Origin of the sequence: Rhodococcus sp. 2G (assembly GCF_001886355.1) — a bacterium.
Lineage (GTDB): Bacteria > Actinomycetota > Actinomycetes > Mycobacteriales > Mycobacteriaceae > Rhodococcus > Rhodococcus pyridinivorans.
Map to the genome: position 1 here is coordinate 3,508,582 of NZ_CP018063.1, position 24,592 is coordinate 3,533,173.

The following is a 24,592-nucleotide window of genomic DNA, read 5'->3' on the forward strand; positions in this document are numbered from 1 at the left end:
TCTGTGCAGATCGAGACTGCTCCCGCAGGCGAACTCGAGCGCCCCTGACGCCACTGCGCAGTGGAGATCGCTAGACCCGCTCTCGGGCGCAAGGACTGCGAGTTGCACCGTTTACTTCAACGCCCGACCGAACCGTCCTCCTATCAGCACCACGCAACGTAGTTGAGCAACAGAGCCTCGCTACCCCTGCATGCGCTCCACGATGCGCTCGGTAATGATTGGTCCTAGCGTCCGGCTGAATGTCCCTGAGATGTGCCCCGCAGTATCCCTGTATGCAATGACGCCGCCAATCACCGTCGGGCACCAGTCATCGTCACAGTAGATATCCGTCAGGTCGATCAACTCTGCTCTCGAACTATCGGTCGCCCTTACCAGCGGATCCTCTATCGCCAGCGCGCGCGATCGATTGTCACCACAACGGGAGATTTCCTCGGCACCCGCGCCGAACCGAGTAAGGCATGCAAGGGAATCCTCGCTGACCGTGGGATTGTCTGCAATCGCGAAGATCTTCGTGCCCCGTGCCGCAACAGGCTCCCATGCGTCGACATACGCTTGGGCCGCGGCAGCCTTGTTCCCTCCGCCGAATTCGCGCGATGCGGACGTAATGATCACGTCGTATGCCTCGCCCGTAGTCAGCTCTTCCTGTACGCGCCCCATCTCCGATTGGCAGTCCCGGTCTCCATTCGACCAGGATTGCCACTGGCACCCATTCCCGAGGTATGTCGTTAGCGACCAATTATTGGAGACTAGCTGTTGCGCCAACCCCACCGACAGCATCGCCGCATGCGAATCCCCAATCAACGCTACGCGTAACGCGTCCTCTTCGTCCGAGCCATAAGTGCAGCGCTTCATCTGCCCACCGACCGTTCGCCAACATGAGTACGCACCCTGATTGTCCTTGGCAAACGTATCGATCGACGGGCTGAGGTCACTAGGCTCATACGCGGGGACACAGTTCGGATTGACTCTTGCACCCGCCCCGAAGCAAGGATCCACATCCGCGATTTCTTCCGCGCCGGCAACGTATAGAGACTCGTACTGCTCCCCCACGCCATTCTCTCGGTCGATCAGCTGGATCACGAGAATAGCGGTCAGAACCAGCGCCGCAGAAGAGAATCCCACGCCGCGCCAAAACTCCGGAGAAATCGAAATTTCACGAGGCCTCTGCAGCACAGTGGGCTTCTCGAGCCAAGAGGAGCGCCTGATCGGATCCTCAAAATATGTAAACGAAACATGCGCAAGCGCAAGCGTAAGCACAGCCGTTGTTAAATAGTAAGTCGGCCCTTCCGGAAGGATCGCTGCAAAAATAACGATGATAGGCCAATGCCAGAGATAAAGAGAGTATGAAGTCTTACCGAAATATAAGGAGACCGGGTTGGTCAAGAACGGAACCCCACGAACCGGCGCGTTGTGAAACGCAGCGATCACCAATGCCGTCGAGAGAACAGGCAGAAGCGCGCCGGGACCTGGGAACCGGGTCTCCTCGGAAATAATGAAAAGTGACGCGACAACACCCGCGAACCCGACATACGACAGCAACATACGAATCGGACCGTCGAGGGGAAGTTTCGTTATTACGGGGCCTAGAATCGCTATCAACGCCCCGACGCCCAATTCCCATACTCGCGTGAACGTCGAGAAGTACGCACTAGTTGGTGCGTTTGCACTCTCCAGGACACTCCAGGCAAATGAAAGCAGGCATATCGCGCCCATTCCTCCCGCCAGGGCAAGCAGTCTTCGCTGGCTATCGCCGCGACGCGCTGCGCGCCTCGTCGCGAGGAAGATCCCGAGAAGGAGTGCCGGCCACACAAAATAGAACTGTTCTTCGATCGATAGCGACCAGTAATGCTGGAGCGGCGATGGGGGCTGCCCCTCCTGGAAGTAATCCGTACCGGACGATTGGAATCGCCAATTCGCGCCGAACAGCGCTGCCCACATGCCGTCGAGTGCAGTTTCCTTTGCACGCTGTGCAGGAAAAACCACATATGCCGCAACTATCGTGACCAGCAAGACTAGGACAGAAGCGGGAATAATCCGCCGTACGCGACGAATATAGAAATTTCGGAACGAAATCGTTCCCGACTGAGTACGTTCGCGAATCAGCAAGCCCGTGATAAAAAATCCGCTGAGGACAAAAAATATATCAACACCGACGAATCCGCCAGCTGGCCAGCCGAAAAGATGATTGACAAAGACAGAAAGCACCGCAACCGCTCGCATGCCTTCCAGGTCCGGCCTGAAAGACGAAGAGGGTTTAGACACCCTCCCATTCACGGCGTCAACCTTATTTATTGTGCTCACTTCGATTTCCTAATCGGGTGGGTGCGATCTCGATCAATGCAATACGTGTTATCGCAGCTACTATGCAAGGCCGCGGAAATTGTTTTGCGAAAGCTCAACAACATCAGAAAGCTTCGCTGCGATGGATTCACGTAGAGCGTCAGCGTTGACATCCACGTATTTAACCCGATCGAGCAACTCGGTCGACAACTTCTCGTACGGGTTCAGTGCAAGTTCCGGAGTGCCGAACATTTCGAACAATCCCTCAACCTTGCCTTGAGTGGCCAGTACGACCGGGGGTACTCCCATACGAAGAGCAAGGATGCCGAGGTGCATGCGGCCCGTAATGACGAACCTTGCATGCGTCAACAGATCACTGATCTCGGTCGGCGACATGAGACGATCAACCAACTCGACATCGGCGTCATTCAACTTCACATGCAACCGTCTCAGCAGTTCCAGGTCGTCGCCATTTGGGCGGATAACATGGGGAACCAGGACAACCTTGTACGAACGATCCAGCAGGAACCGAACCATTGGTTCGTACCACTCGACCAGGTCCACCCGCCTGTTCACCAATGCACTCGCATTGACCAACACAACATTTCGAGATTCAGCTTCGCCGGCAACGTTTCGACCACCCGAAGACATAGGATGCGAAAACACGGTATCTGCCACCAAGGAGCATCCACCCAACTGAGCGCACTGGGCTCTCGCGAAGGAGATCGGGTCTCGGAGAAACAATCTCACACCGAGCCCGGTCGCCCGCTTCAGAGCAGCCGATGCCGCTGGATGGGGGCTTTCGTTCCAACTGAAGCCCAAGACACGCGCCGCCGCTCCCTGCTTTGCGGCAACCATGATGAGATTCGACCGCCGCACCGAAGCCTTCGGGTTGTACGCGCCATCCATGATGTCCGCACCGATTACAGAGACAGATGCCGCATCGAGAAGAAGGCGAAGGTACCGCTTGAAATCACGAATATGGGCCGCACCGTTTCCGTATAGCAACGAAGGAAGAACGGCTACTTCATATTTACCCGAAACTGTGTCCCAAACAAAATCACTCTCAGACCGGACGATCACCTGGACCGTGCCGTCGACGTTGCCTACAAAGCTCTCCAACATTGCCTGGTCGCCGATGTTTCCGCCACCAGGTGCAGCAATAAGGACATGGTTGGAGGATGCCGTCGACTTCGGCCCTCGAGAGACACGCAGAATGGCGCGATAAACCGACGCCTCAGCGAAGCCAATAGCCCGAATTTGGAGCACCCTGAGTTTCTTGAGCACGGACTTCACGTTTGTTTTCACTGCTGCAGCCCCATCCGACCTGGCAGTCATTTCTTCCCCCAACGATTCTGAACTCCTTCTACCGCGCCGAACAATCCAACCACAATCGCCGCGAAATGCGGACGAGTGCCTTTCAGTAGCGCGACGCCATGCCGAAGCCCTCGAGCATCCAACCCACTCAAGGATCCCCGAATTACCTGTGTAAGAACAAAATCCCCCGCCGCGGCGCGATCAAGACTGTGACGATGCTCGTCGTACCATTTCGAACTGGTCGACCAGTCCGCCAATTTGGACACCGAACCGGCACTGCCCTGCACCACATGAACTAACGGGACATTGATGAAGGAGTACTTGAAGTCCGGGTGCTCAGCGCATCGAACGATGAAATCCCAATCCTGATGCTTTCTCAGACTTGGGTTCCAGGACACCGCCTTCGCCAGATCAGCGCGAACCATCAATGAACTTGTCTGGATATAACCTGACCCATGCCGCAACCTGGGACGACGGACGAGGTATGAGGCTATGCTTTCAGAAGGTTGAAGCTCCTCCTCCGGCAGGATCCTGACGCCTCTTGCTGTGTCGAAATATGTAGCTGTTGAGGAAAAGGTGGCACCCGAACTCTGTATAGAGGTCACCTGGGCCTCCACCTTCTTTGGTTCCCACCAATCGTCATCATCCAGGAATGCGACATAGCCACCGACGCTCGCACTCAGACCGAGAGCTCGAGCGCCCCCACCTCCAGCAGCCCCAGGAGTAACAACCAACCGCTCGCTCGGTAACAATATCTCGCGAACCGCGGGCTCCGCATCGGGACGATCGAGAACGACTATCGTTTCGGCGCACTGCATCGATTGGTTCCGCACGCTCTCGAGCGCATTACGCAGCTCGGGACGTCCTACAGTCGGAATGATTACCGAAACACCGTTCACTGCACGTTCCATTCGTTTACTCGCCATCGATGCCGGGTGCACGATGGCGCTTCACCGTGAGAGCCATCAGCAGAAATGGCTCGACCAGGTAACGGTGCGCCAACCGACGGGGGTCGGACAGAAGACGCCATGCCCACTCCAGTTTCAATCTCCCCAACCATCGCGGGGCAAGCTTTTGCAATCCCGAAATCTGGTCGATCGCACCGCCCACCGTGGCATAAACGGCGTTGGGAAGATGATGCCAGTGGTGAGCCAAATAACTTTCCTGATGGGGCATCCCCATGCCAACGACAACAATGTCGGGGCGGAACTCCGAAAGTTCGAAGAAGTGAGAGTCAGCCAGTGCCTTCGCATCGGAGTACCCGTCCCATCCCTCGAATACGAGATCAGGAAAACTGTCGGACAATACAGAGACAGCCTTCGTGCATGATTCGGATGACCCGCCGACCAAGGCAACGCGTGTACCGGCCGGAAGAAGATCTAGCTGCATGAGCCAGTCCGTAGAACCACATCGGTAAGACGAATCCAAACCATCCAGTCCGCGCCGCTTTCGAACGCGGTTGGTCGCGGCCAGAATGGGAAACCCATCAACGATCGTTAAGTCGCTCTGCTCGTAAAGAGCCGCGAACTCGGAGTTCTTGAGGTAGAGGTAGGCACTGTGAAGGTTGTGGTTCAGCATCAGACGCTTGCCAGCGCGGATTTCCTGCTTCATCCACGTGAGGACGCCGTCCGGCGTTGACGGGGTCACTTCGATTCCCCATGCGTCAAGCATAATTGGAGAGGCTCTCATAATTCACCCTTCTGTTCCGTAGATGATTCAGTTCTCGACAAGACCATCGACAGAGCTATACAAGCGCCGACCACCGGCCACAACACGAGAGGAACCCCGCGGTTGGCGATATGCGAATGAATGAAACTCGCGATCAGGAGTGTGATCACCGCAGCAAAAACCGGGTCGATGAACTTCCCATCGATCAAGGAACGCAAGCGATTTATCGCGACGACTACGGTCGCCAGCATGATGATCTGCCACGCCAAGGTCGGAATTCCGGCCGTAATGGCGGTCCTTACCCATTCCGATTCAGGGGATATCCAGCGCAAGTTATCAGAGGATGCCGGGGTGCCAAAATATCGATACGTTCCGATCCCCCATCCGGTAAGAGGTCGCTCCATAATTGCCGGAATAGACTCATTTATCCATACGTCCACCCGGAAGGCGACCGATTCCGGCAAGAAGGGGTAGTTCCGGGTTCCTGCCGATGAAGCATATGTTTGCTTGTCCAGGCGACTCGTCAGCATATCCCCGATTGTCACCCAAACAACTACTGCTGCCGTGAGACCGATGAATAAGTGCACGGGCCGTACTCCAACACGGAACAACATGACACCGATCACCACAGCAGTCATCGCAATGGTGGCAAACGTCAGGGTTGAGACCTGTCCCATGAGGACTACGACAAGTCCTACCCATACCCACCGATTGGTGACGCCTTTGTTGCGATCCAAAACGATTCTTGATGCAAGGATAGCGGCAATGAAGCTCAGGTATCCTCCGAGTGCGGTCCAGTGGCCGATGGTACTTGTGCCGCGAATCTCCCATCCCGCACTGATTCGGGTTTCGAGACCCCCACTACTGAAGTGCTGAATGAGGAAGTTGCTTATTTCCGTAGGGCCGAGAATCTGGGCAACCGCAATCGCCGCTACGGCTACACCGGGGACCGCCAGACCCATCAAAACTGCGAAGAATGATTGGGACGAAACGACAACAATTCGACAAGCAAGTAAGGCTACATAACCCAAGCCGAGATCAAGCACTGTGCCCGAACCGAACGGCACGGAAAAGTCTGTGGAATTTATGCATTCCACGATGACCCGAATCAAAAAATACGAAACGAATACCACATCGAGGGCTGTAACCCTCAGACGCGTCAGTGAACCTTGCGATGAAGTGAGTGCAGCAACACTCAGAGCGGCGATTACCAATATCGCCGAAACATTGATTACGGAGGGCAAGATGGGGCTACGCAAGGATACGAGCATGGCGCCCACACCGAGGAGTAGGCCCACGTTTCGGGCACGTGTCACCTCAGCCGCCCGAGAAGCCGCGGCACCAATCGGATCCCGGTCAAAATACAAGGCTCTTGATGTCATCTAAGGCTCCCATTTCGTTCTCGAACGCCGGCGTTCACCGAACGAACCGCTTCGCCAAGGTCAGCGACTCTGGCACGAGCCATGTCCACTCGTGCTTCTATTTCTGTACGCCTGTCGATGACGCCGCGAATGAAGTCCGCCACTGCGTGCGTACCTAACGAGGTGATATCGCCGCTGATCCCGGCAATCGACGCAGCCGCAAAATGAGGGGCGACCTTCACGTCAGACCCAGGTATCAGCCCCAGTGGTGTGGCGCCCTCTGAGGTTCCCATGATGAGCGCGTGGATCCTGTCACTCACAACGACCTCACTGTGCGCCATCAGATCCCGAATCTTTCGTTCCTGATCAGAGTGACTGACATCGTCCTCCCACATGAGTACGTCCCCGCCCAATGCCGAAGCGAGCTCGCGCGTTCGGGAGTTATCCCGCCTCACCTGCGAGAAGACGACGATCTTCAAATCGCGCTCAGAACACACACGACGGAGCGCGTCGAGGGCGGATTCGGAGAGCATCGGACGGTCTACTCTGTACGTCACCGCGCAGACATCTCGTCTAGCGACCACGACGCCGTGCGTGTCTCGCGATTCGTCGAATGCCCAGTCCGGATAAACAGGGGCATCCGGAGAGGCCTCGACCTCCTCGCGGAAAGATTGCAAATCTGAATTCCTTCCAAAGATGGTAACTGGGATTCGTAGGACCGAATGTTTTCCCTTGACCGCAACGCCGAGCTGCAAGGATTTACCACCACGCCACCGAGAAAGAATCTGCGCAGGAATTATCGAACCGTACGCGACCGCACTTTTCCGATCGACGCGTACTTCGCCAGGATTCGCAGCCAGGACCACGCCGCGACGTATAACCGCGTGGTACAAGGCTTTCAGCCAAGCCGTCTGTGACCGGTACAATACGTCCGATTTGTCGAAACTCATTGCGTCGATGAAGCCTTCGGACGCGCCACCAATAAGCACGTGCACCTCCCCGAGGCACCGAAGCTCGCGTAGAAATCTCCGTCGCAGAAGTACGTCGCCAATGTTGTCGTCCTGGCCTCTGCACCAGTAGTACACATCAGGCATGGTCAGCCTCCTTTGAAACGGTCTCTCCGCGCACGAGTAAGGCGCGGACATTCCACACTGATTGCAGATCTCGACGGAATGATCGGAAGAGAACAGCAAGCACAGTCACAGCAGCGAGATAGAAACAAATCCCGACGACGAGTTCCACAATATTTGGGACTGGCGGAAGAACGGTTGTAGCGAACAGAGCAACCAATGCGGATACCGCATATGCGAGCATCACCCGGACACTGTTGATCGCCATCTTGGCGACCGGAGTCGATGAGATCTTGTGAATCCAGTACAGTCCGATCGGCCATGAGACCAAAGTGGCCAAGGAATAGCCCGCGGCTACTCCTGTCACTCCCCACTGGGAGCCGACCAACACGGATATAACCAACAGCGCCTTGGTCGAGAAAGTGTATATGAGATTCGATCGGTTCAACGCTTTCGCAAGGAACACCCAGTACGTACCAAACGCGGCGGCCTGTACCATGCCGGAAATCGCAAGGAGCTGAAACAGCTGAGCACTACCCAGCCATTCTTTCCCCAACACGATTTCGACTATCGGATATGCAAATGCGCACGCGAAGCTAAAAATGAAGGCAACAGCCTGAAGGAGGGTCGACTGACCTCGCAACAACAATCGGTCAAAGCTAGATCGGTCGTCTTTCATCCTGGAAAGAACAGGAAATACTACTTTGGTTACCGGACCGTTGATCTGATTGAGCGGAAGCGTTAGAAGTTGATATGCGCGATCGTATAGACCCAAGATTTCAGCACCGAATCGTCGACCGATAACGATAGAATCCACGTTCCGACTCAGATAATTGATCATCTGAGTTCCCGCATACGTCCAGCCGAAACGCAGTAGCCCACCCATACCAGAATTTCTTGTGGGCAGTCCGGGAATCCATCGTGAGAACCCAAGGGTCATCACCAGGACGGTCGCAGCCTGCACGAGGTACTGCGTGATCAATGCCCACAGCTCCCATCCAAGTAGTGCTGCGCCCACGGCGCAGCACAAGCCCGCGAACATGGCCAAGACGTCGGTCGACGCCAGCGCCTTGAATCTGAGATCACGCTGAAGACTTGCACGATACTGGGTCGATAAGCCGTTCAATACAAATATCAATGCCAGGCCCAGGCATGCTTCTCTGAGGGCAGGCTGGTCGTAGAACTCAGAAATCACCCCAGCACCAGCAACCAGTGCGCCGGCCAATATAATGCCGACCGCTGCATTTATCCAAAAAAGGTTCGAGCGTTGGGCATGTGACACGTGCGTCGCCTGAATAACAGCTGTAGAGAGTCCCGCATCGCGCACCACTTCACCAACGCCTACGACAACCATCACCATTGCCAGCAGTCCGAAGATCTGGGGATCCAGCAATCTTGAAAGGAGGACGAAGCCAAGAACCTGAATAAGGAGCCTGACACCCTGCCCCAACATCGTCACTGCTGCACCACGCGCGACGACACGGCCCATGGGAGCCTTTGTCTGACCTGCTTCGGTATCGGACTGCATCAAGTCCTCGCACGACGTAGTGCGTACGCCGTCTCGTAGCCTGAGGCGTGAGCCTCTCCCACCGATGCCCAATCACGACCTTCGAGGTTCGGTGATGATCCTTGAACCGCCTTTTTCGCGACCGCGAGGGCATCATGAATCTGATCCAGGCTGATATCACCAGAAAATGTATTTATCCATCCTGTACCCACTTCGGACGCCAGGATGGTATTAACTTCATTCTTCGGAACCAGCACAGGCCGTTGGAGCGAGAGTGCCAAGAATACAATTCCGGAATTGTGCATCTTCCTGTATGGAAGCACGACGAGTTCCGACTCATATATTTCTCGTACAAGGTCATCGTCGGGCACGAACTCCAGGCGAGCCGAAACTTTGCCGCTCTCTCTACACGCGGTCTCGATGATGTCCTTCAAATCTGAGTCGCGGGGCTTGCCCACGATCCGCAGCGAAGTCTCGGTAGGCGCATTCGCTCCGTAGAGTGCAAGAAGTTCTTCGATCCCCTTGTACGGCCGAATGAGTCCGCAACTGAGAATCCGTCCCTCAACACTTTCTAGCGAGGGTTTATCAGCGAACCAGTCCACATAGTGTCCATGTGGGATCGTGACGCAGGGAGCGCCGGCAGGATACGGCGTCACGGGGTTCAGACGGATAAAGAGACTCGTCATCCGCTCGAGGCGATCAGTCAGGTACTTCTCTAGACGGCCGCCCGACTCATGCGGTTCTTCATTATGTATGGTTCGCACAACCGCCTTACGGGTGACTTCGAGTCGCGCAAGAAACACCATCAATGCCACAGTTTTCAGCGTCGTTTTGAGCTTACTGTCTGCGCGCAGCAGGAATTCCGGCCAGTGCACGTGAAAGACGTCGTACTTCCCGAACAAGGCATTGCGCCAGGAAAAGTACTTCAACTCGATCTTAGCTGGCATACCGGTCGCCACTTGAACCACATACTTTGTAGTACCGTCCGGAGGATCCAAGGATTGGAGTACCGTCAACAGTCGTCCCGAGGAAGCATCCTTCGGTTGGAGCTCAGTCATCGGCAGGACCGATCCTAAGGACACGCTCCAGGCCGAGCCTTGGAGAGTTAGCTGCGAACGCGGCGGACGCCGGATAACCCACGGCAATCATCATGATTACTACCTCATTTTGGGGCAGATTGATGGTGCGACGCAGTTGGTTGTCCTGTTTTGCTGTAACACTCCAGTTCAAGCAGCAGGTACCAACCCCTTTAGACCACAGCGAATTTATCAAGGTCATTGAGAAAAGCCCGCCGTCGACGAAGACCTGATTGCGTTCGCCCGGAGTAAGGAATGCACTGAGATCGCCGGTGACCAATGCGATGTGACTGGCGGTATGGCCGAATCCTCGGTTGCCGTTCTGCAGACGGAGAAGCTGGTCGGCCGCATCTCCGCGAGGGAAGAACCGCACCCGTATCGCCTGGCGGTTACAGACGCTAGGACTGAATCTCGCGTCGGATACAGCCTGATCCAGAGTTTCCTGCGGCACAGACTTTTCGGCGTAGTCTCGAATGCTTCGCCGACTTCTGATGAATTGAGGAATATCCGTAGCCCAGCCTTCGACAACCGCACCGACAGGTGTACGCCCGCCGCGTCCCGGGCTGCCAGCACCCAACTCTCGGGAGAGACCTTCGATTTCCGGTTCGATTTCGAGCCACCACTCGGGTGGCGCGGTTTCGAAGGTCTTCGAATAAGATGTGAGGGTCTCCAGCGCATCACGAACGACAGTTTGGTCGCTCTCATCCAAGGCAACATAAGCACGGCATAATCCGACAATTCTTTCGATCGTCTCTCGACCGAACCATTCCCGGGGTTGAGGAAGGGATATACCCTTTTCGATCCGATGAAATTCTTTGAGGATTCTGGCCTCGATGACCGTCGCAGCAGAATTATTCGAGACTCCGGACCACCGGGTATATCGTCTGATATCCCAATAGTAGGAGTGGACGTACTGCTTCAACGTACTGACGTTTTGTCTGATATTCATGTGCCTGCTCTCCTCGCAATGATTCGACACTCGTACGGTGCGAGGTCCGATTACCTACGTCCGAGTCCCCGGTAGGTCCATCCAGCGCTACGCCAACGCTGAGGATCGAGGCAATTCCGCCCGTCAAGAACGACCTTGTTCTTGACGATGGGCGCCAGCGTCTGAGGATCGAGTTCTCGGAACTCTTGCCACTCCGTAAGGACCAGGACTACATCGGCGCGTTCACAGGCATCGAGCGCGCTGTACGCGTACTCCAGCGTGGGAAACAGTGCGCGGGAGTTCATGATGGCCTGCGGGTCGAATACCACCACGGATGCGCCCTGAAGTTGGATCTGACCAGCAATGTTGAGTGCAGGTGAATCGCGCACATCATCAGAGTTCGGTTTGAAGGCTGCACCGAGTACCGCCACGCGCGTACCGAGTAGCGAACCACCCGTTGCCTCACGCACAGCGTCGACCATCCGGGTACGCCGCCGCATGTTGATGTTGTCGACCTCCCGCAGGAAGGTGAGCGCCTCATCGGCACCGATTTCACCGGCGCGGGCCATGAACGCTCGAATGTCCTTCGGAAGACACCCACCTCCGAACCCGATTCCGGCATTCAGGAATCGTCGCCCGATTCGCTCATCGTGTCCGATTGCGTCGGCGAGAACCGTCACGTCAGCATCTGCGGCTTCACACACCTCCGCCATCGCATTGATGAATGAAATCTTCGTCGCCAGGAAGGCATTGGCGGCGGTCTTGACAAGTTCTGAAGTCGCGAGATCCGTGACGATGAGCGGGATCCCCTCCTCGAGAAGTTGTGCGTACACGACGCGCGCAACTTCCTCAGCACGTCCGGGACTCTCCGGATCGACACCAAGGACCATTCGGTCCGGGTGCAGGGTGTCTGCGACCGCATATCCCTCTCGCAGGAACTCCGGATTCCACGCCACCTCGATATCGTTGCCGGCCGGCGCCAGGGCACGCGCATGTTCGCCGAGACGCTTCGCCGTGCCCACAGGCACAGTGGATTTGCCGAAAATTACGGCTGGACGGTCGAGAAGAGGAGCCAAAGTTTCGACCACGGCATCCACATACCGCAGGTCCGCGGCGAATTCGCCCTTTTTCTGAGGCGTGCCGACCCCAATGAAGTGGATATCAGCGAACGCTGCCGCCTCCTCATAGCTGGCAGAGAAACGCAATCTCCCGTTCTCCACATTGCGCTTGAGCACGTCATCGAGACCCGGCTCGTAGAACGGAACCTCGCCCGCCTCCAGCTTGGCTAGTTTCGCAGGATCGACATCGACGCCCAATACCTCATGGCCAAGTTCGGCCATGCAGGCGGCATGGGTTGCTCCAAGATATCCGGTTCCGAACACAGCAATACGACTCATCGCGACTCTGACCTTCTCTATCCTCAGCTTGTGTACGGCGTCAGTACGCGCCGTCGGATCCGACTACAGCTTTGACGGTCTTGCCGATGATCAGCACATCGGACACCATCGACCAGTTCTCCACATACGACAGGTCCAGTCGCACGGACTCGTCCCACGACAGATCCGACCGACCCGACACCTGCCACAGACCCGTCACGCCCGGGCGCACCAGCAGCCGGCGCTTGACCCGACCGTCGTAGGCTTCGACCTCACGCCGCAACGGCGGACGCGGACCCACCACACTCATCTCGCCACAAAGAACGTTGAGGAACTGCGGCAACTCGTCGATGCTGAAGCGCCGCATCACCTTCCCGATACGGGTGACCCGCGGGTCGTCCTTCATCTTGAACAGCGGGCCGGCGCCCTCGTTCTGCGTCAACAACGTGTCGACCATCGTGTCGGCATTGGTCACCATCGACCGGAACTTGATCATCCCGAACGGCTCACCGTCGAGACCGATCCGCTCGGCCTTGTAGAAGACCGGACCCCGGTCCTCGAGCTTGATCAGCAGGGCGACGACCGCGAACACCGGAGCCAGGGCCACCAACGCCGCACCAGCGAAGGCGAGATCGAAGATCCGCTTCCCCGACCGCTTCGCCCCGTGATAGCTCGGCTTCTCGACGTGGATCAGCGGCAGACCGGCCACCGGGCGCATCTCGATACGCGGACCGGCCACATCGACCACACCCGTGGCGACGACCAGGTCGGTGTCGAGCGGCTCGAGCTGCCAGACCAGATCGTGCAACCCCTCACTGCCCAAGATTTCGGTGGCAGTGACCACCACCGTGTCCGCCCCCGACAACTCGAGCGCTTCGACGACGGAGTGCTCGTCGCCGTAGACGGTGATCTCCCGGCCGTCGACATCGATCACATCACCGGGCGCACCCGAATAACGCGGCACGCACACGCCGACGACGCGGTAACCTTCCCCGTCCTTACGGGAGAAGGTGCGGGTCATGTGCCGCACCGCCCGAGCACCACCGACCACGAGCACCGAGGTCTGGAACTCACCGCGAGCACGCTTGCGCGCGATCACCTTCCGCCACACCCACCGAGACAACAGCAAACCGGCAAGACCCACCGGCAGAGCGATCGCCAAATATCCACGTGCCAGTTCCAGGCGGAACACGAGTGCAATAATTGCAATGAACCCGAATAGCCGAGCAGTACTCGAGACGACGCGTTGATATTCGCTATGACCTGCACCGATGACACGCCGAGACCGGGTACGGAATAGTGCGAGAGTGATCAACCAGAGACCGACAAGACCTGCCGAGATCAGCGCGTAACTGAGCTCGGAGACCGGCTCGGTCGTCAGTAGATCGCTCTGTCCGAAACGGACACTGTGTGCCAGAACTACGGCGAGCACAACGACAATCGCGTCGGACCAGATCAATCCGCTAACGTAGGACTTTTGCCAGCTTCGACGATTCGCTGGCTGCGACGATTGGTGATGTCCGCGAATAGAATTGGCGCCATCCCCCACGAGTGCATCAGGTACGCCCTGACTCGCCTCCCCGACGGCAGTCATAGCCCAACCACCCTCATCGTTGTCTCCTCCCCGAGACATGCACTGCTCCACAAACAAGCAACGCCGGACCCAGTCCGCGTACCCTCCCCGGTCGCGTGACCTGCCCGTAGCGTGCCCAGTCGGGCGCAGTTACTCCAGTTGTACGCGTGCCGCTCCTATGCGAGAACGCTCTTTGAGACTGTAACGTTACTTACGAGATACGGCAGCTTGAACGGTCGTCCAGATCGGACGTTGCTTGAGCTTGTGGCGCAGCGACGCGTCGGATGATCATTCAATGCTTCGAAGCCGTGTCCGAGGCAATCGTCCCAGTTGTCTTGCACTTTCAGTGCATTCCCCGATTCGCGAACCCTATGACCGACCCCTAGACTGCGCTTACCGACCGCCATGTTTTGCGGGAATCCAGGTCGGGATCTGAAAGGTGAGATCTATCTCACCGTTGTTCAACGTTTTGACCGGGCAAGCGAGGGTAATCCGGCGCGGTCATGCGCTCGACAGGGGAGGCGAGGGTAGAACCATGAAAGAAGAAGCAGGAGTGGGTAAAGCGTTCCGGACGGCCGTGGTTCCGGCGGCGGGGATGGGAACTCGGTTCCTGCCGGCCACAAAGACTGTGCCGAAGGAATTGCTACCGGTAGTTGACACGCCGGGCATCGAACTCGTCGCGACGGAAGCTGCCCATTCGGGAGCTCAACGGCTTCTTATTGTGACAGCCCCCGGAAAGGACGGAGTCGTCGCGCATTTCGTCGATGACTTCGACCTCGAGGAGCACCTCGAAGCTAAGGGCAAGCTCAAGCTGCTCGAGAAAGTACGACGGGCGCCCAACCTGCTCACGGTTGAATCGGTTGTGCAGGAGAAGCCGCTCGGCCTGGGGCATGCTGTCGGCTGCGCGGAAGCTGCTCTGGAGCCGGACGAGGACGCGATCGCCGTTCTTCTCCCGGACGATCTCGTGCAACCGAGCGGCATCCTGGAAACGATGGCTCGCGTCCGCGCCAAGCGCGGAGGAAGTGTGCTGTGCGCCATCGACGTTCCGAAGAGCCAGGTGAGCTCATACGGCGTGTTCGAGGTCGAGGAAGTACCCAACGTTGCGAATCCGGATGTTCTGCGAGTTCGCGGCATGGTCGAGAAGCCGGCTCTGGCCGACGCTCCGTCCACACTTGCCGCCGCCGGCCGCTATCTGCTCGACCGCGAGATCTTCGACGCCCTCCGTCGGATCAAACCGGGCGCGGGCGGGGAACTCCAACTGACCGACGCGATCGCGCTATTGATCGAGGAAGGTCACCCAGTGCATGTCGTCGTGCATCGCGGGACCCGCCACGACTTGGGCAACCCGGGTGGATATCTTCGGGCAGCAATCGACGCCGCTCTCGATAGCGAGGAATACGGGGACGGGCTCCGTAAGTGGCTCCACCGCCGGCTGGAGTTGGACGCCGACTGATCAGGGTGCGCTCGAACTACCTCGATGGGACTTAGGTCCCTTTCCCGATGTGCCGTATGGCCCTGCTTCTGGTTTAATCCTCAAGTGCGTTGCCTCCCCGCAACATGCCCCTTCCCCTCCCCGGGAATTGGCGGCACCGGGCCCCGCTGGCTCCTCCCCCTGCCAGCGGGGCTCGCTCGACTTCGGGACAGCTCACCCGCGAGCTATCAAGAGCGGTCCGAGACCGCACGATCCAGTTCGCAAGCGTTGACGCCTCCCGGACTCGATGCCAAGATGATCAACCACGCGCTCGAACGCGCGTGCGAACAACTCAAAACAGATGGCCCGCCGCGACTGGCATCGCGACGGGCCGGATGTCCGACTAAACAGGAGTCGAACATGCGTCAGCATACCCATGCGCAGGTGACATCGTGAGCATCGAAGCGATCACCTGGGCGCTCGAACGCGCCGAAATTCCGTCCCCTACGCCACCCGGCATGCCCTCGGCGCCAGCGCTGACAGTGGTGCTACTCGGCCTGGCCAATCATGCGTCCCGACATGGCGCGGATGCGTATCCGTCCGTGCGAAAGCTCGCCGGGTACGCCCGCATCAGCGAACGCCAGGTGCAGCGTTGTTTGAAAGCGCTTGCTGCTCTCGGCCTCATTTCCAAAGGCGATCAAGAACGGATCGCGGCGACGATCCCTCGCGAAGACCGCCGCCCCGTCCTGTACAACCTGTCGATGAAGCGGGGTGACACGTCGTCACCCCGCCGCTCTGAACGAGGTGACAAGACGAAGCGCCACGGGGTGACAGGAACAACCGAGCGGGGTGACACCCCGGTCACCCGAACCGTCCTTGAACCAACAAATGAACCTGCTGCACTCCCCCACCCGACAAATCGGACCCGCGATGCAACACGCGAGCAGCAGCCCTCTCCCATCGACCGATTGGCCACGGCGTGCCGCCGGGCCGGCCTGTCTGCACGGTTCGACACCCTGACGCCGGCGAAGTGCACCCTCGTCGAGCAATCGATCGACACTCACGGCGTAGATGCTCTTGTCCGCGCCGCGCTCGAACGTCATCGACCGTGGGACCCGGCTCGCTCCGCAGCTGCATGGATTCCGCTCTGGCAGTCGCTGCAACCACCCCGCCCGAAACTCCCGCCACGATGCGGTCGGTGCGACGAGTACGGCTGGTTGCCCGACGACGAATTCGGACGTGCAGTGCGATGCTCATGCCGCCAAGTGGCGTCGCACAGGATTCCCACTTCACCTCAGGAGACGATGCTCTTGGCAGCATGAGCGCACTTGCCGCTGTCGGCAATGCACTGACGCCGTAGTTGCCCTCATAGCAACACATTCCGATCCTTGAAAGGTAATACGAGCGATACGACGACGTCGCGAATCAGACATCGCCGATTCCTTCTCTCGGTACCATGAGCCCGTATTTCGTGGAAACGAGCGGCGGCATGCCGCGGAGGACGTGAGGCAACTGGCACCCGAAGAAATCGAACATCGTCCGATCGCAGTATGCGTAGTTGGGACCGGCGCGATCGGGCAGACGGTGATCGACGCCTTGCGAGACAGCGTGGTGCCGCATGTGAGCCTCACGGCCGTATTGGACTCACGAAGCAGCCCGGAGGAGTCCGCCGCCGCATTCGACGCCGCAGACATCGTGGTCGAAGCTGCCACGGTCGATGCAGCCCGGACAGTGCTACCCGACGTGGTGAAACGCGGTAAGGACATCATCGTCTGCTCGTGCGGTGTCTTCGCCGACCGCGGCTTCGATATGGAGTCGTTCGGCTCCGGACCAAGCCGTGTACTGCTCCCTACGGGTGCGATCGGCGGTTTCGATGTTCTGGCCGCAGCGACACGTGCAGGAAGCCGCGATGCACGCCTCACCCACACCACGATCAAACGACCGAGTGCGCTCGGCATCGAAGAACGTCTGGACGCAGAACGCACCGTTTTCCGAGGATCGGCGCGAGAGGCTGCGCTGGCCTTTCCGCGAACCTCGAACTCGTCGGTGGCTCTCGCCCTCGCGACGCTCGGGCTCGATCGGGTCGAGGTGGTGGTCGTTGCCGACCCGGATGCCACCAGTACACGCCACGTCGTCGAGTGGGAGTCACCGCTGGGCCGGTACGAGTTGACGTTCGAGAACGCGATCGACCCGGCGTCGAGTGGACGCACGTCTTCGATCACTGCGTGGTCGGTGATCGAGGTCCTTGCTGCGTTGCCGCTCGGGATCGGTCCCGGCGCGGTCGTGCTCGGGCCTCCCTATAGGTCGTAGCCGACGTCGGCCCCGACGCTTCGAGGAGGATTAGTCGCTTTCGCGTGTTTGGACCAGAATCTCGGGACGAAAGTCCCCAACGCCTGGGCGGAATCGTAACCACTTCTGTCACATTCGTGTTTCCTGATAGTTGCCCGGGTAGCGGAGGGTGAACGAGTCCTGTACACAGTGTGAAACACCACATTTCACAGGTGAAGGTGTAGCTCCCTACCGGGAGTGGCAATTCGGTTTCACCTGACCTACTCGCACCCTGGAGCAGCCTGTGACGACCTCATCGCTTTCGGACCGACCGGCACGGGTACTTTTCCTCGGCACTCCCTCAAACGCTGTCGCACTCGACCGGTGGACAGAGTTGCAGGAGCGCCTCGACCTCGCAGGCATCGAGACCACCACCGCTTTCGAAGGCGAAGTGGACTACGCGATCCTCACCGAGGACATCCTCGACGGCTACTGCACCGCCGTCGAAGCTCTCATTCTTCAGAAGCTCCGTGCTCGTGGGATCACATGCGCAAGCACATGCGCCGGCCCCGAGCAGATCCTCGCAGCGCTGGCGGAAACGTCGGCCGACGTTGCTTCTGTCGTGCCGATCTCGACAGCCCGGGGAAGCACTTACCGGCACGCTGCATCCAGCGCAGTCTGAAACTCCAGAACGAGTCGTGCGCGCCAGTGGAGATTCACTGGCGCGCACGACTCGTTGATTTCGGCTCGTTCTACGGCGAGGGCATACCGCCGTTGACGTGGATCGTCGCCCCCACCACATAGCTCGATTCGGGCGACGCCAGGAACACGTAGGCCGGCGCCAACTCGGTCGGCTGCCCCGCACGTCCGAGCGGGGTATTCTGCCCGAACTCGGGCAGCTCTTCCTTCGGCTGGCCGTCCGAGGGTTGGAGGGGCGTCCAGATCGGTCCGGGCGCAACAGCATTCACACGGATGCCCTTCTCCGCCAGCTGGGTCGCCATGTTCTTCGTGAAGTTGTTGATGGCCGCCTTGGTCGACGAGTAGTCGATCAACGCCGGCGACGGCTGGTACGCCACGATCGACGTGGTGTTGATGATCGTCGAACCCGGCTGCAGGTGCTTCAACGCAGCACGCGTGGTGCGGAACATCGCGAGGATGTTCACCTGGAAGGTCTGCTCGAGCTGATCGTCCGGAAGATCGTCCAACCCCTCGACCGCAATCTGCTTACCGGCGTTGTTGACCAGGATGTCCAGTCCGCCGAGCTGTTCGACTGCTTGGTCGACGACGTCGGAGCAGAACGAGGCATCCGTCAGATCACCGGGAAGCGTGATGGCCTTACGGCCGCTCTCGCTGATGATGCGAGCGACGTTCTTTGCGTCGGGTTCCTCATCCGGCAGGTACGAGATCGCGACGTCGGCACCCTCCCGCGCGAACGCGATGGCCGTGGCGGCACCGATGCCCGAGTCCCCACCGGTGATCAGTGCCTTACGTCCTTCGAGCCTGCCCGTGCCTCGGTACGAGAACTCGCCGATGTCGGCCTTGGGCACCATGTCGGCGTCGAGTCCCGGCTCGGGCTGGTCCTGCTTCGGCGGCGAGATGGACGGATAGCGAGAAGTGGGATCCTGGAACTTCAGTTGATCGGTCTTATTGGTGTGCACGTCTTGCTCAGCCATGAGTACCGTCCTGCGAATCGATGGTTTCCGAGTTGCGTGAAAGCTCGTCGCAAATCGGCTTCCCGTCACGGACCCGTCGCAAACTCGGTCATCTGCGAGGTGAGCGGCTATCCGACGTCACGGATATCGTCCTCACCGTCCTCGTCGAGCGGCGGCGGGAGCTCACGTTCGTCGCGGGCACGAACGACCAGACCGAAGACCACAGCGACGGCGACGGATAGCACCAGCCACGAGACGAGCAGCACAAAAACCCAGTTCACATGTCGAACAACGGTTCGCCGGACCAAAATGTTACCGTCGAGTAAGAACTCACCCGTGAACTCACCCCGCCTCGGCAATCAAGATGCGCCCCGCCCACTGGGAGAATCCGGAGACGCAGAGACCCCGCCGGAAGGGCATGCGAGTAACCTTTCGGCGGGGCTCGACGTCACCGTGCAGGGGACGGCGACAGCCTGAAACACTACCGAGAAGTTGATCTTGGGGCGAGAATCGCTCGATCGAAGATCAGTACGCGCCTTCGCTGGCGACGACCGCCTTCACGGTCTTCATGATGATCAGCACGTCGGAGACCATGGACCAGTTCTCCACATACGACAGGTCCAGACGCACCGACTCGTCCCACGACAGATCCGACCGGCCACTGACCTGCCAGAGGCCCGTGACACCGGGACGCACCAGCAGACGACGCTTGACCCGGCCGTCATAGCTCTCGACCTCGCGACGCAACGGCGGGCGCGGACCCACCACGCTCATCTCCCCACGCACGACGTTGATGAACTGCGGCAACTCGTCGATGCTGAACCGACGCAGGACCCGACCCACACGGGTGACGCGCGGGTCCTCCTTCATCTTGAAGAGCAGGCCGGCGCCCTCGTTCTGATCGAGCAATTGGTCGACCAGCTTGTCGGCGTTCTGCACCATCGAGCGGAACTTGATCATTCCGAACGGGGTGCCGTCGAGTCCGATGCGCTCGGACCTGTAGAAGATCGGACCGCCGTCCTCGAGCTTGATCAGCAGCGCGACGACAGCGAAGACCGGGGCCAGGCACAGCAGCGCGGCGAGCGAGAACGCGAGGTCGAACAGTCGCTTCCCGCTGCGCTTGGCACCGTGATAGCTCGGCTTCTCCACATGGATCAGCGGCAACCCGGCGACCGGGCGCATCTCGATGCGCGGGCCGGCGACGTCGACGACGCCCGTCGCCACCACCAGATCGGCACGCTCGGGTTCGAGCTGCCACAGCAGGTCGCGGATGCCTTCGTGGCCGAGGGTCTCGGTGGCGGTCACCGCGACCGTGTCGGCACCCGAGGCACGCAACGCTTCGACGACGGTGTTTTCATCGCCGTGGATCGGGATCTTCCGTCCGTCCACATCGATACTCTCGCCCGGCACACCGGAATACCGCGGCACGCACACACCCACCACGCGATAACCCTCACCACTGCGGCGCTGGAACGTGCCGGCCATATGGCGAACTGCGCGGGCGCCACCCACCACCAGCACCGACGTCGTGAACTCACCCTTCCGGCGCCGACGGGCGACGACCCGTCGCCAGACCCACCGGAAGAACAGCAGACCCGCGAGACCCACGGGCAGAGCGATGGCGAGATAGCCGCGCGCAAGCTCCATCCGGAAGATGAGCGCCACGATGGCAACGAGGCCGAAAAGATTGAGCGTCGCCGAAACGACGCGCTGATACTCCTCGAAGCCGGCGCCGATGACCCGCCTGGAGCGGGTACGGAACAGGGAAAGGAATGCGATCCACGCCGCGCCGAACGCAACGGAGATCAGCGTGTAACTCAGCGTTCCGACGCCGTCCATGGTGACGAGCGAATCCTGCCCGAACCGCATCACATGCGCGAGCGCGATAGCAAGCACGACGACCAGAGCGTCGGTGACGAACAGAGTGTTGACGTAGGACTTCTGCCAGCCCCATCTGGTGGACATCCGAGTACCGGCCGGAGCGCCGGTACTGGTGTCGATAAGTGAAAGGTCATGTGCAGCATCGTCGTTCGTGTGACGAACTGTGGTCATGACGGAAGAACCCTCATAGTGTGTCTCCTCCCCGAGACGCTTCGACGCTCGAGCACCTCCCTGCACTCGGACGTCGACAACCCCGTATATCGAAGCCGCGTCCTCCGTAGCGACTCCGATACGTTATGCGATTGAGATCGTCTCACAGAAGTGTCGCTCGCGCGCGTCAACAAAAGAGAAGTTATCGGGAAACTCGCCCGTCGGTAGCGTGCCCGGGGTCGAGATCGAGGCGCCTGAGCGTCTGCGCGTTGAGCGCGACGACGATCGTCGACGCCGACATGAGCACCGCGGCCACGGCCGGCGAGATCGCGATGCCGGCGAAGGCCAGCACACCGGCCGCCAGCGGAACGGCGACGACGTTGTATCCGGTTGCCCACAGCAGGTTCTGCCACATCTTGCGGTAACTCGCGTGCGAGAGCTTGATGATCGACAGCACTGCTCGCGGATCGTTCGCGGCGAGGACGACACCGGCCGACTCGATCGCGACGTCCGTGCCCGCTCCGATCGCGATACCGACGTCGGCTCGCGCGAGGGCAGGCGCGTCGTTGACGCCGTCGCCGACCATCGCGACGGTGTGCCCGCGCTTCTGCAATTCGGCGACCTTCGCGTCCTTGTTCTCCGGGAGCACTTCCGCGAACACTTCGTCGATGCCGAGATCCGCAGCCACGGCATCGGCCACCTGCTGGGCATCACCGGTGATCATCGCGACCTTCACGCCCCGCGCATGCAGGGCGTCGACAGCCTGCCGCGATTCGTCGCGCACGGTGTCCTCGAGCGCCACCGCGCCGATCACCTGACCGTCGGAGGCGATGTGCAGCACCGATGCACCACGTCGCACCCACCCGTCGGTGACTGCGGCGACGTCGTCGGGCACCGACAACTGCAGGGACGACAGCATGGACGGTCCGCCGATCGTCACCTCCACACCGTCGACCAGTCCGCGCACGCCGCGGCCGGGCAACGAGCGGAAGTCCGTCACCGCCATCCGCTCGGCCGACGGGACGCGGGCATCGGCGGCAGCCACGATAGCTCGCGCGACCGGGTGCTCACTGTCGGCTTCGACCGCAGCTGCCAGGGCGAGTAGGTGTTCCTCGTCGATTCCCGCCGTCGCGACGACACCGGTGACCTGAGGCTTGCCCTGCGTGAGGGTGCCGGTCTTGTCGAACAGCACTGCGTCGACGGTGCGCATGCGTTCGAGTGCCAGCCGATCCTTGACGAGCACACCCGCGCGAGCCGCGCGTTCGGTCGAGATTGCGATCACCAGCGGAATCGCCAGACCCAGCGCATGGGGACAGGCGATCACCAAGACGGTCACGGTACGCACCACGGCTTCGTCGAGATTGCCGAGCAACGTCCACACGACAAAGGTGAGAGCACCCGCGATTGCGGCGAAATAGAAGAGGAAGGCCGCGGCGCGATCCGCCAAAGCCTGCGCGCGGGACGAGGACGCCTGGGCATCGGCGACCATGCGCTGGATGCCGGCCAACGCGGTGTCCTCTCCCACCGCCGTGATCCGCACCCGGAGCGCGCTGTCGGTGGCGACGGTGCCCGCGACCACCGTGTCGCCGACGTCGCGGGTGACGGTCTTGGATTCACCGGTGACCATCGACTCGTCGACCTCGGCGGTCCCGTCGATGACGGTCCCGTCGGCGGGCACGCGCGCTCCGGCACGCACGAGCACCACATCGTCGAGGGACACTTCGTGCAACGGCACCTCGACGACACCATCGTCGGTGATCTTCTCTGCGGTGTCCGGCAACATCGCGGCCAGTGCTTCGAGTGCACCGGACGCCGAACCCAGCGCCCGCATCTCGAGCCAGTGACCGAGCAGCATGATGACGATCAGCAGCGCCAGTTCCCACCAGAAGTCCAGGTCGAAACCGCCGACCTCGAGAGTCGTGGCCCACGACGCGACGAAGGCGACCGTGATGGCCATGGCGATCAGCAGCATCATTCCCGGTTGGCGGGAACGCAGTTCGGCCCAGCCTCCGGTCAGGAACGGCACGCCGCCATAGAAGAAGATGACGGTGCCCAGCACCGGTGGGATCCACTCGGTACCCGGAACATCCGGGAGGTGGTAGCCGAAGAGCTCGGCGACCATGTGGCTGAAGACCACGACCGGCACCGACAGGATCAGACTGACCCAGAACCGTCGCCGGAACATCTCGCCGTGGGCGCCGTGTCCTGCGTGACCGGCGTGCTCGTGCTCGTGCGTGTGTTCGTGCACCTGCTGGGACATCGACAGCTCCTGACTCGGCCGGCGGGACGAACCTACGACGCGGATCGGCTACAGAGTGGTCAACAACTGACGCATCGTGTCGATTTCCTTCTGCTGCGTGTCGGCGATGGTGCGGGCCAGCTCGACGGTCTCGGGATACTGCCCGTCCTCGATCTCGTCCTGCGCCATCTCGATCGCTCCCTCATGGTGGACGATCATCTGCTCCAGGAACAGGCGGGCAGCGTCGACGCCCTGCGCGTCGGACAGTGCCTGCATGTCCTGCTCGCTCATCATCCCGTCCATGTGCGGCATGTCGTCCATACCCGGCATGTCCGAGACAGATGGCATGCCGGACATGTGGCCGTTCATTCCAGGAGCGTCGTCACCGCGCATGGGCATGCCCCATTCCTGGAGCCATGCCTCGAACTGCTCGATTTCGGGTTGTTGCTCTGCCTTGATCTGCTCGGCCAGCGCCCTCACCGGCTCCGGGATGCCGTCCTTTGCCAGCAGCATGTCGCTCATCTCGATGGCCTGCGCATGGTGCGGGATCATCATGCGCGAGAACATCACATCGTCCTGGTCGAACCGCGCGGAGTTCGCCTCGGCGGATGTCGGGGCCGAAGTGGCGGTCGCCGTGGTTGCTTCGTCGCCACCGGAATCACTGCACGCCGACGCTGCGAACGTCACCGCCAGCGCAATCGCACCGGCAGCCAGAGTCTTCTTGTTCATGATGTCCACCCTCGCGGGTGTGCTCCCGGGATCCGATGGAGATCGCATGAAGATTTGCTCAAGATCTGCGGGCGCATCGTCAGCACCTCTGCGGGTGACGATGATG

20 protein-coding genes are annotated in these 24,592 nt (G+C 59.8%); 4 read left to right on the forward strand and 16 right to left on the reverse strand.

Annotation, left to right across the window (positions count from 1 at the left end; translation table 11 throughout):
- Positions 1–180 precede the first annotated feature (180 nt).
- The 11 genes from BO226_RS16400 to BO226_RS16450 form a co-directional block, all read right to left on the reverse strand.
- Complete coding sequence (locus tag BO226_RS16400; RefSeq protein ID WP_232237978.1) at positions 181–2,301, reverse strand: acyltransferase family protein; 2,121 nt, start codon at positions 2,299–2,301, stop codon at positions 181–183.
- 60 nt (positions 2,302–2,361) lie between these two features.
- Positions 2,362–3,567 (reverse strand): polysaccharide pyruvyl transferase family protein, encoded by a 1,206-nt coding sequence (locus BO226_RS16405; protein ID WP_198040564.1) that lies wholly within the window; start codon positions 3,565–3,567, stop codon positions 2,362–2,364.
- A 47-nt stretch (positions 3,568–3,614) separates the two neighbouring features.
- A complete protein-coding gene (locus BO226_RS16410; protein WP_198040565.1) occupies positions 3,615–4,508 on the reverse strand; it encodes a glycosyltransferase family 2 protein in 894 nt (297 codons plus the stop codon).
- A 4-nt stretch (positions 4,509–4,512) separates the two neighbouring features.
- Entirely contained in the window at positions 4,513–5,268 is a 756-nt protein-coding gene (locus BO226_RS16415; protein WP_198040566.1) for a WecB/TagA/CpsF family glycosyltransferase, read from the reverse strand.
- 14 nt (positions 5,269–5,282) lie between these two features.
- Positions 5,283–6,545, reverse strand: a complete 1,263-nt coding sequence (locus BO226_RS27110; protein ID WP_156895227.1) for an O-antigen ligase family protein — start codon at positions 6,543–6,545, stop codon at positions 5,283–5,285.
- 98 nt (positions 6,546–6,643) lie between these two features.
- Positions 6,644–7,720, reverse strand: a complete 1,077-nt coding sequence (locus BO226_RS27115) for a hypothetical protein (RefSeq protein WP_156895229.1) — start codon at positions 7,718–7,720, stop codon at positions 6,644–6,646.
- Positions 7,713–9,224: a lipopolysaccharide biosynthesis protein gene (locus BO226_RS16430; protein ID WP_071935712.1), complete on the reverse strand. Its 1,512-nt coding sequence runs from the start codon at positions 9,222–9,224 to the stop codon at positions 7,713–7,715. Before BO226_RS16430 ends, BO226_RS27115 begins: the two co-directional genes overlap by 8 nt.
- The gene (locus BO226_RS27120; RefSeq protein WP_071935713.1) at positions 9,224–10,261 is read right to left on the reverse strand and encodes a hypothetical protein; all 1,038 of its coding nucleotides are present in this window, start codon (positions 10,259–10,261) and stop codon (positions 9,224–9,226) included. Before BO226_RS27120 ends, BO226_RS16430 begins: the two co-directional genes overlap by 1 nt.
- Positions 10,254–11,228, reverse strand: coding sequence for a nitroreductase family protein (locus BO226_RS26735; protein ID WP_083543667.1), 975 nt, complete (start codon positions 11,226–11,228; stop codon positions 10,254–10,256). Before BO226_RS26735 ends, BO226_RS27120 begins: the two co-directional genes overlap by 8 nt.
- A 50-nt stretch (positions 11,229–11,278) precedes the next feature.
- Complete coding sequence (locus BO226_RS16445) at positions 11,279–12,604, reverse strand: UDP-glucose dehydrogenase family protein (protein WP_071935714.1); 1,326 nt, start codon at positions 12,602–12,604, stop codon at positions 11,279–11,281.
- Positions 12,605–12,644: 40 nt separating this feature from the next.
- Positions 12,645–14,177 (reverse strand): sugar transferase, encoded by a 1,533-nt coding sequence (locus tag BO226_RS16450; protein ID WP_425607478.1) that lies wholly within the window; start codon positions 14,175–14,177, stop codon positions 12,645–12,647.
- A gap of 514 nt (positions 14,178–14,691) precedes the next feature.
- On the opposite strand from BO226_RS16450, the gene BO226_RS16455 reads away from it, so the two are divergent.
- The 4 genes from BO226_RS16455 (at position 14,692) to BO226_RS16470 (ending at position 18,517) form a co-directional block, all read left to right on the forward strand.
- On the forward strand, positions 14,692–15,609 hold the full coding sequence (locus tag BO226_RS16455) for a UTP--glucose-1-phosphate uridylyltransferase (RefSeq protein ID WP_071935715.1): 918 nt from the start codon (positions 14,692–14,694) through the stop codon (positions 15,607–15,609).
- A gap of 410 nt (positions 15,610–16,019) precedes the next feature.
- A complete protein-coding gene (locus tag BO226_RS27125) occupies positions 16,020–16,889 on the forward strand; it encodes a helix-turn-helix domain-containing protein (protein WP_156895233.1) in 870 nt (289 codons plus the stop codon).
- A gap of 181 nt (positions 16,890–17,070) precedes the next feature.
- On the forward strand, positions 17,071–17,877 hold the full coding sequence (locus BO226_RS16465; RefSeq protein WP_269666610.1) for an aspartate dehydrogenase domain-containing protein: 807 nt from the start codon (positions 17,071–17,073) through the stop codon (positions 17,875–17,877).
- Between the two features lie 352 nt (positions 17,878–18,229).
- The gene (locus BO226_RS16470; protein WP_033096256.1) at positions 18,230–18,517 is read left to right on the forward strand and encodes a hypothetical protein; all 288 of its coding nucleotides are present in this window, start codon (positions 18,230–18,232) and stop codon (positions 18,515–18,517) included.
- A 70-nt stretch (positions 18,518–18,587) separates the two neighbouring features.
- Here BO226_RS16470 and BO226_RS16475 read toward each other — a convergent pair whose 3' ends face one another.
- The 5 genes from BO226_RS16475 to BO226_RS16490 form a co-directional block, all read right to left on the reverse strand.
- Positions 18,588–19,508 (reverse strand): SDR family oxidoreductase, encoded by a 921-nt coding sequence (locus tag BO226_RS16475; RefSeq protein WP_071935717.1) that lies wholly within the window; start codon positions 19,506–19,508, stop codon positions 18,588–18,590.
- Between the two features lie 107 nt (positions 19,509–19,615).
- The gene (locus tag BO226_RS27755; RefSeq protein WP_162836411.1) at positions 19,616–19,768 is read right to left on the reverse strand and encodes a hypothetical protein; all 153 of its coding nucleotides are present in this window, start codon (positions 19,766–19,768) and stop codon (positions 19,616–19,618) included.
- Between the two features lie 244 nt (positions 19,769–20,012).
- Positions 20,013–21,452: a sugar transferase gene (locus BO226_RS16480; protein WP_071935718.1), complete on the reverse strand. Its 1,440-nt coding sequence runs from the start codon at positions 21,450–21,452 to the stop codon at positions 20,013–20,015.
- Positions 21,453–21,720: 268 nt separating this feature from the next.
- Positions 21,721–23,778: a heavy metal translocating P-type ATPase gene (locus BO226_RS16485; protein ID WP_071935719.1), complete on the reverse strand. Its 2,058-nt coding sequence runs from the start codon at positions 23,776–23,778 to the stop codon at positions 21,721–21,723.
- Positions 23,779–23,826: 48 nt separating this feature from the next.
- Positions 23,827–24,486, reverse strand: coding sequence for a DUF305 domain-containing protein (locus BO226_RS16490; RefSeq protein WP_081263379.1), 660 nt, complete (start codon positions 24,484–24,486; stop codon positions 23,827–23,829).
- Positions 24,487–24,592 lie beyond the last annotated feature (106 nt).

Coding starts and splice junctions, on each gene's coding strand:
- BO226_RS16410 (WP_198040565.1), bottom strand. CDS start 4,508: ATGGAACGTGCAGTGAACGGTGTTTCGGTAATCATTCCGACTGTAGGA.
- BO226_RS16445 (WP_071935714.1), bottom strand. CDS start 12,604: ATGAGTCGTATTGCTGTGTTCGGAACCGGATATCTTGGAGCAACCCAT.
- BO226_RS27115 (WP_156895229.1), bottom strand. CDS start 7,720: ATGCCTGATGTGTACTACTGGTGCAGAGGCCAGGACGACAACATTGGC.
- BO226_RS16450 (WP_425607478.1), bottom strand. CDS start 14,177: ATGACTGCCGTCGGGGAGGCGAGTCAGGGCGTACCTGATGCACTCGTG.
- BO226_RS16475 (WP_071935717.1), bottom strand. CDS start 19,508: ATGGCTGAGCAAGACGTGCACACCAATAAGACCGATCAACTGAAGTTC.
- BO226_RS16480 (WP_071935718.1), bottom strand. CDS start 21,452: ATGTCCACCAGATGGGGCTGGCAGAAGTCCTACGTCAACACTCTGTTC.
- BO226_RS27120 (WP_071935713.1), bottom strand. CDS start 10,261: ATGACTGAGCTCCAACCGAAGGATGCTTCCTCGGGACGACTGTTGACG.
- BO226_RS16485 (WP_071935719.1), bottom strand. CDS start 23,778: ATGTCCCAGCAGGTGCACGAACACACGCACGAGCACGAGCACGCCGGT.
- BO226_RS16490 (WP_081263379.1), bottom strand. CDS start 24,486: ATGAACAAGAAGACTCTGGCTGCCGGTGCGATTGCGCTGGCGGTGACG.
- BO226_RS26735 (WP_083543667.1), bottom strand. CDS start 11,228: ATGAATATCAGACAAAACGTCAGTACGTTGAAGCAGTACGTCCACTCC.
- BO226_RS16455 (WP_071935715.1), top strand. CDS start 14,692: ATGAAAGAAGAAGCAGGAGTGGGTAAAGCGTTCCGGACGGCCGTGGTT.
- BO226_RS16430 (WP_071935712.1), bottom strand. CDS start 9,224: ATGCAGTCCGATACCGAAGCAGGTCAGACAAAGGCTCCCATGGGCCGT.
- BO226_RS16415 (WP_198040566.1), bottom strand. CDS start 5,268: ATGCTTGACGCATGGGGAATCGAAGTGACCCCGTCAACGCCGGACGGC.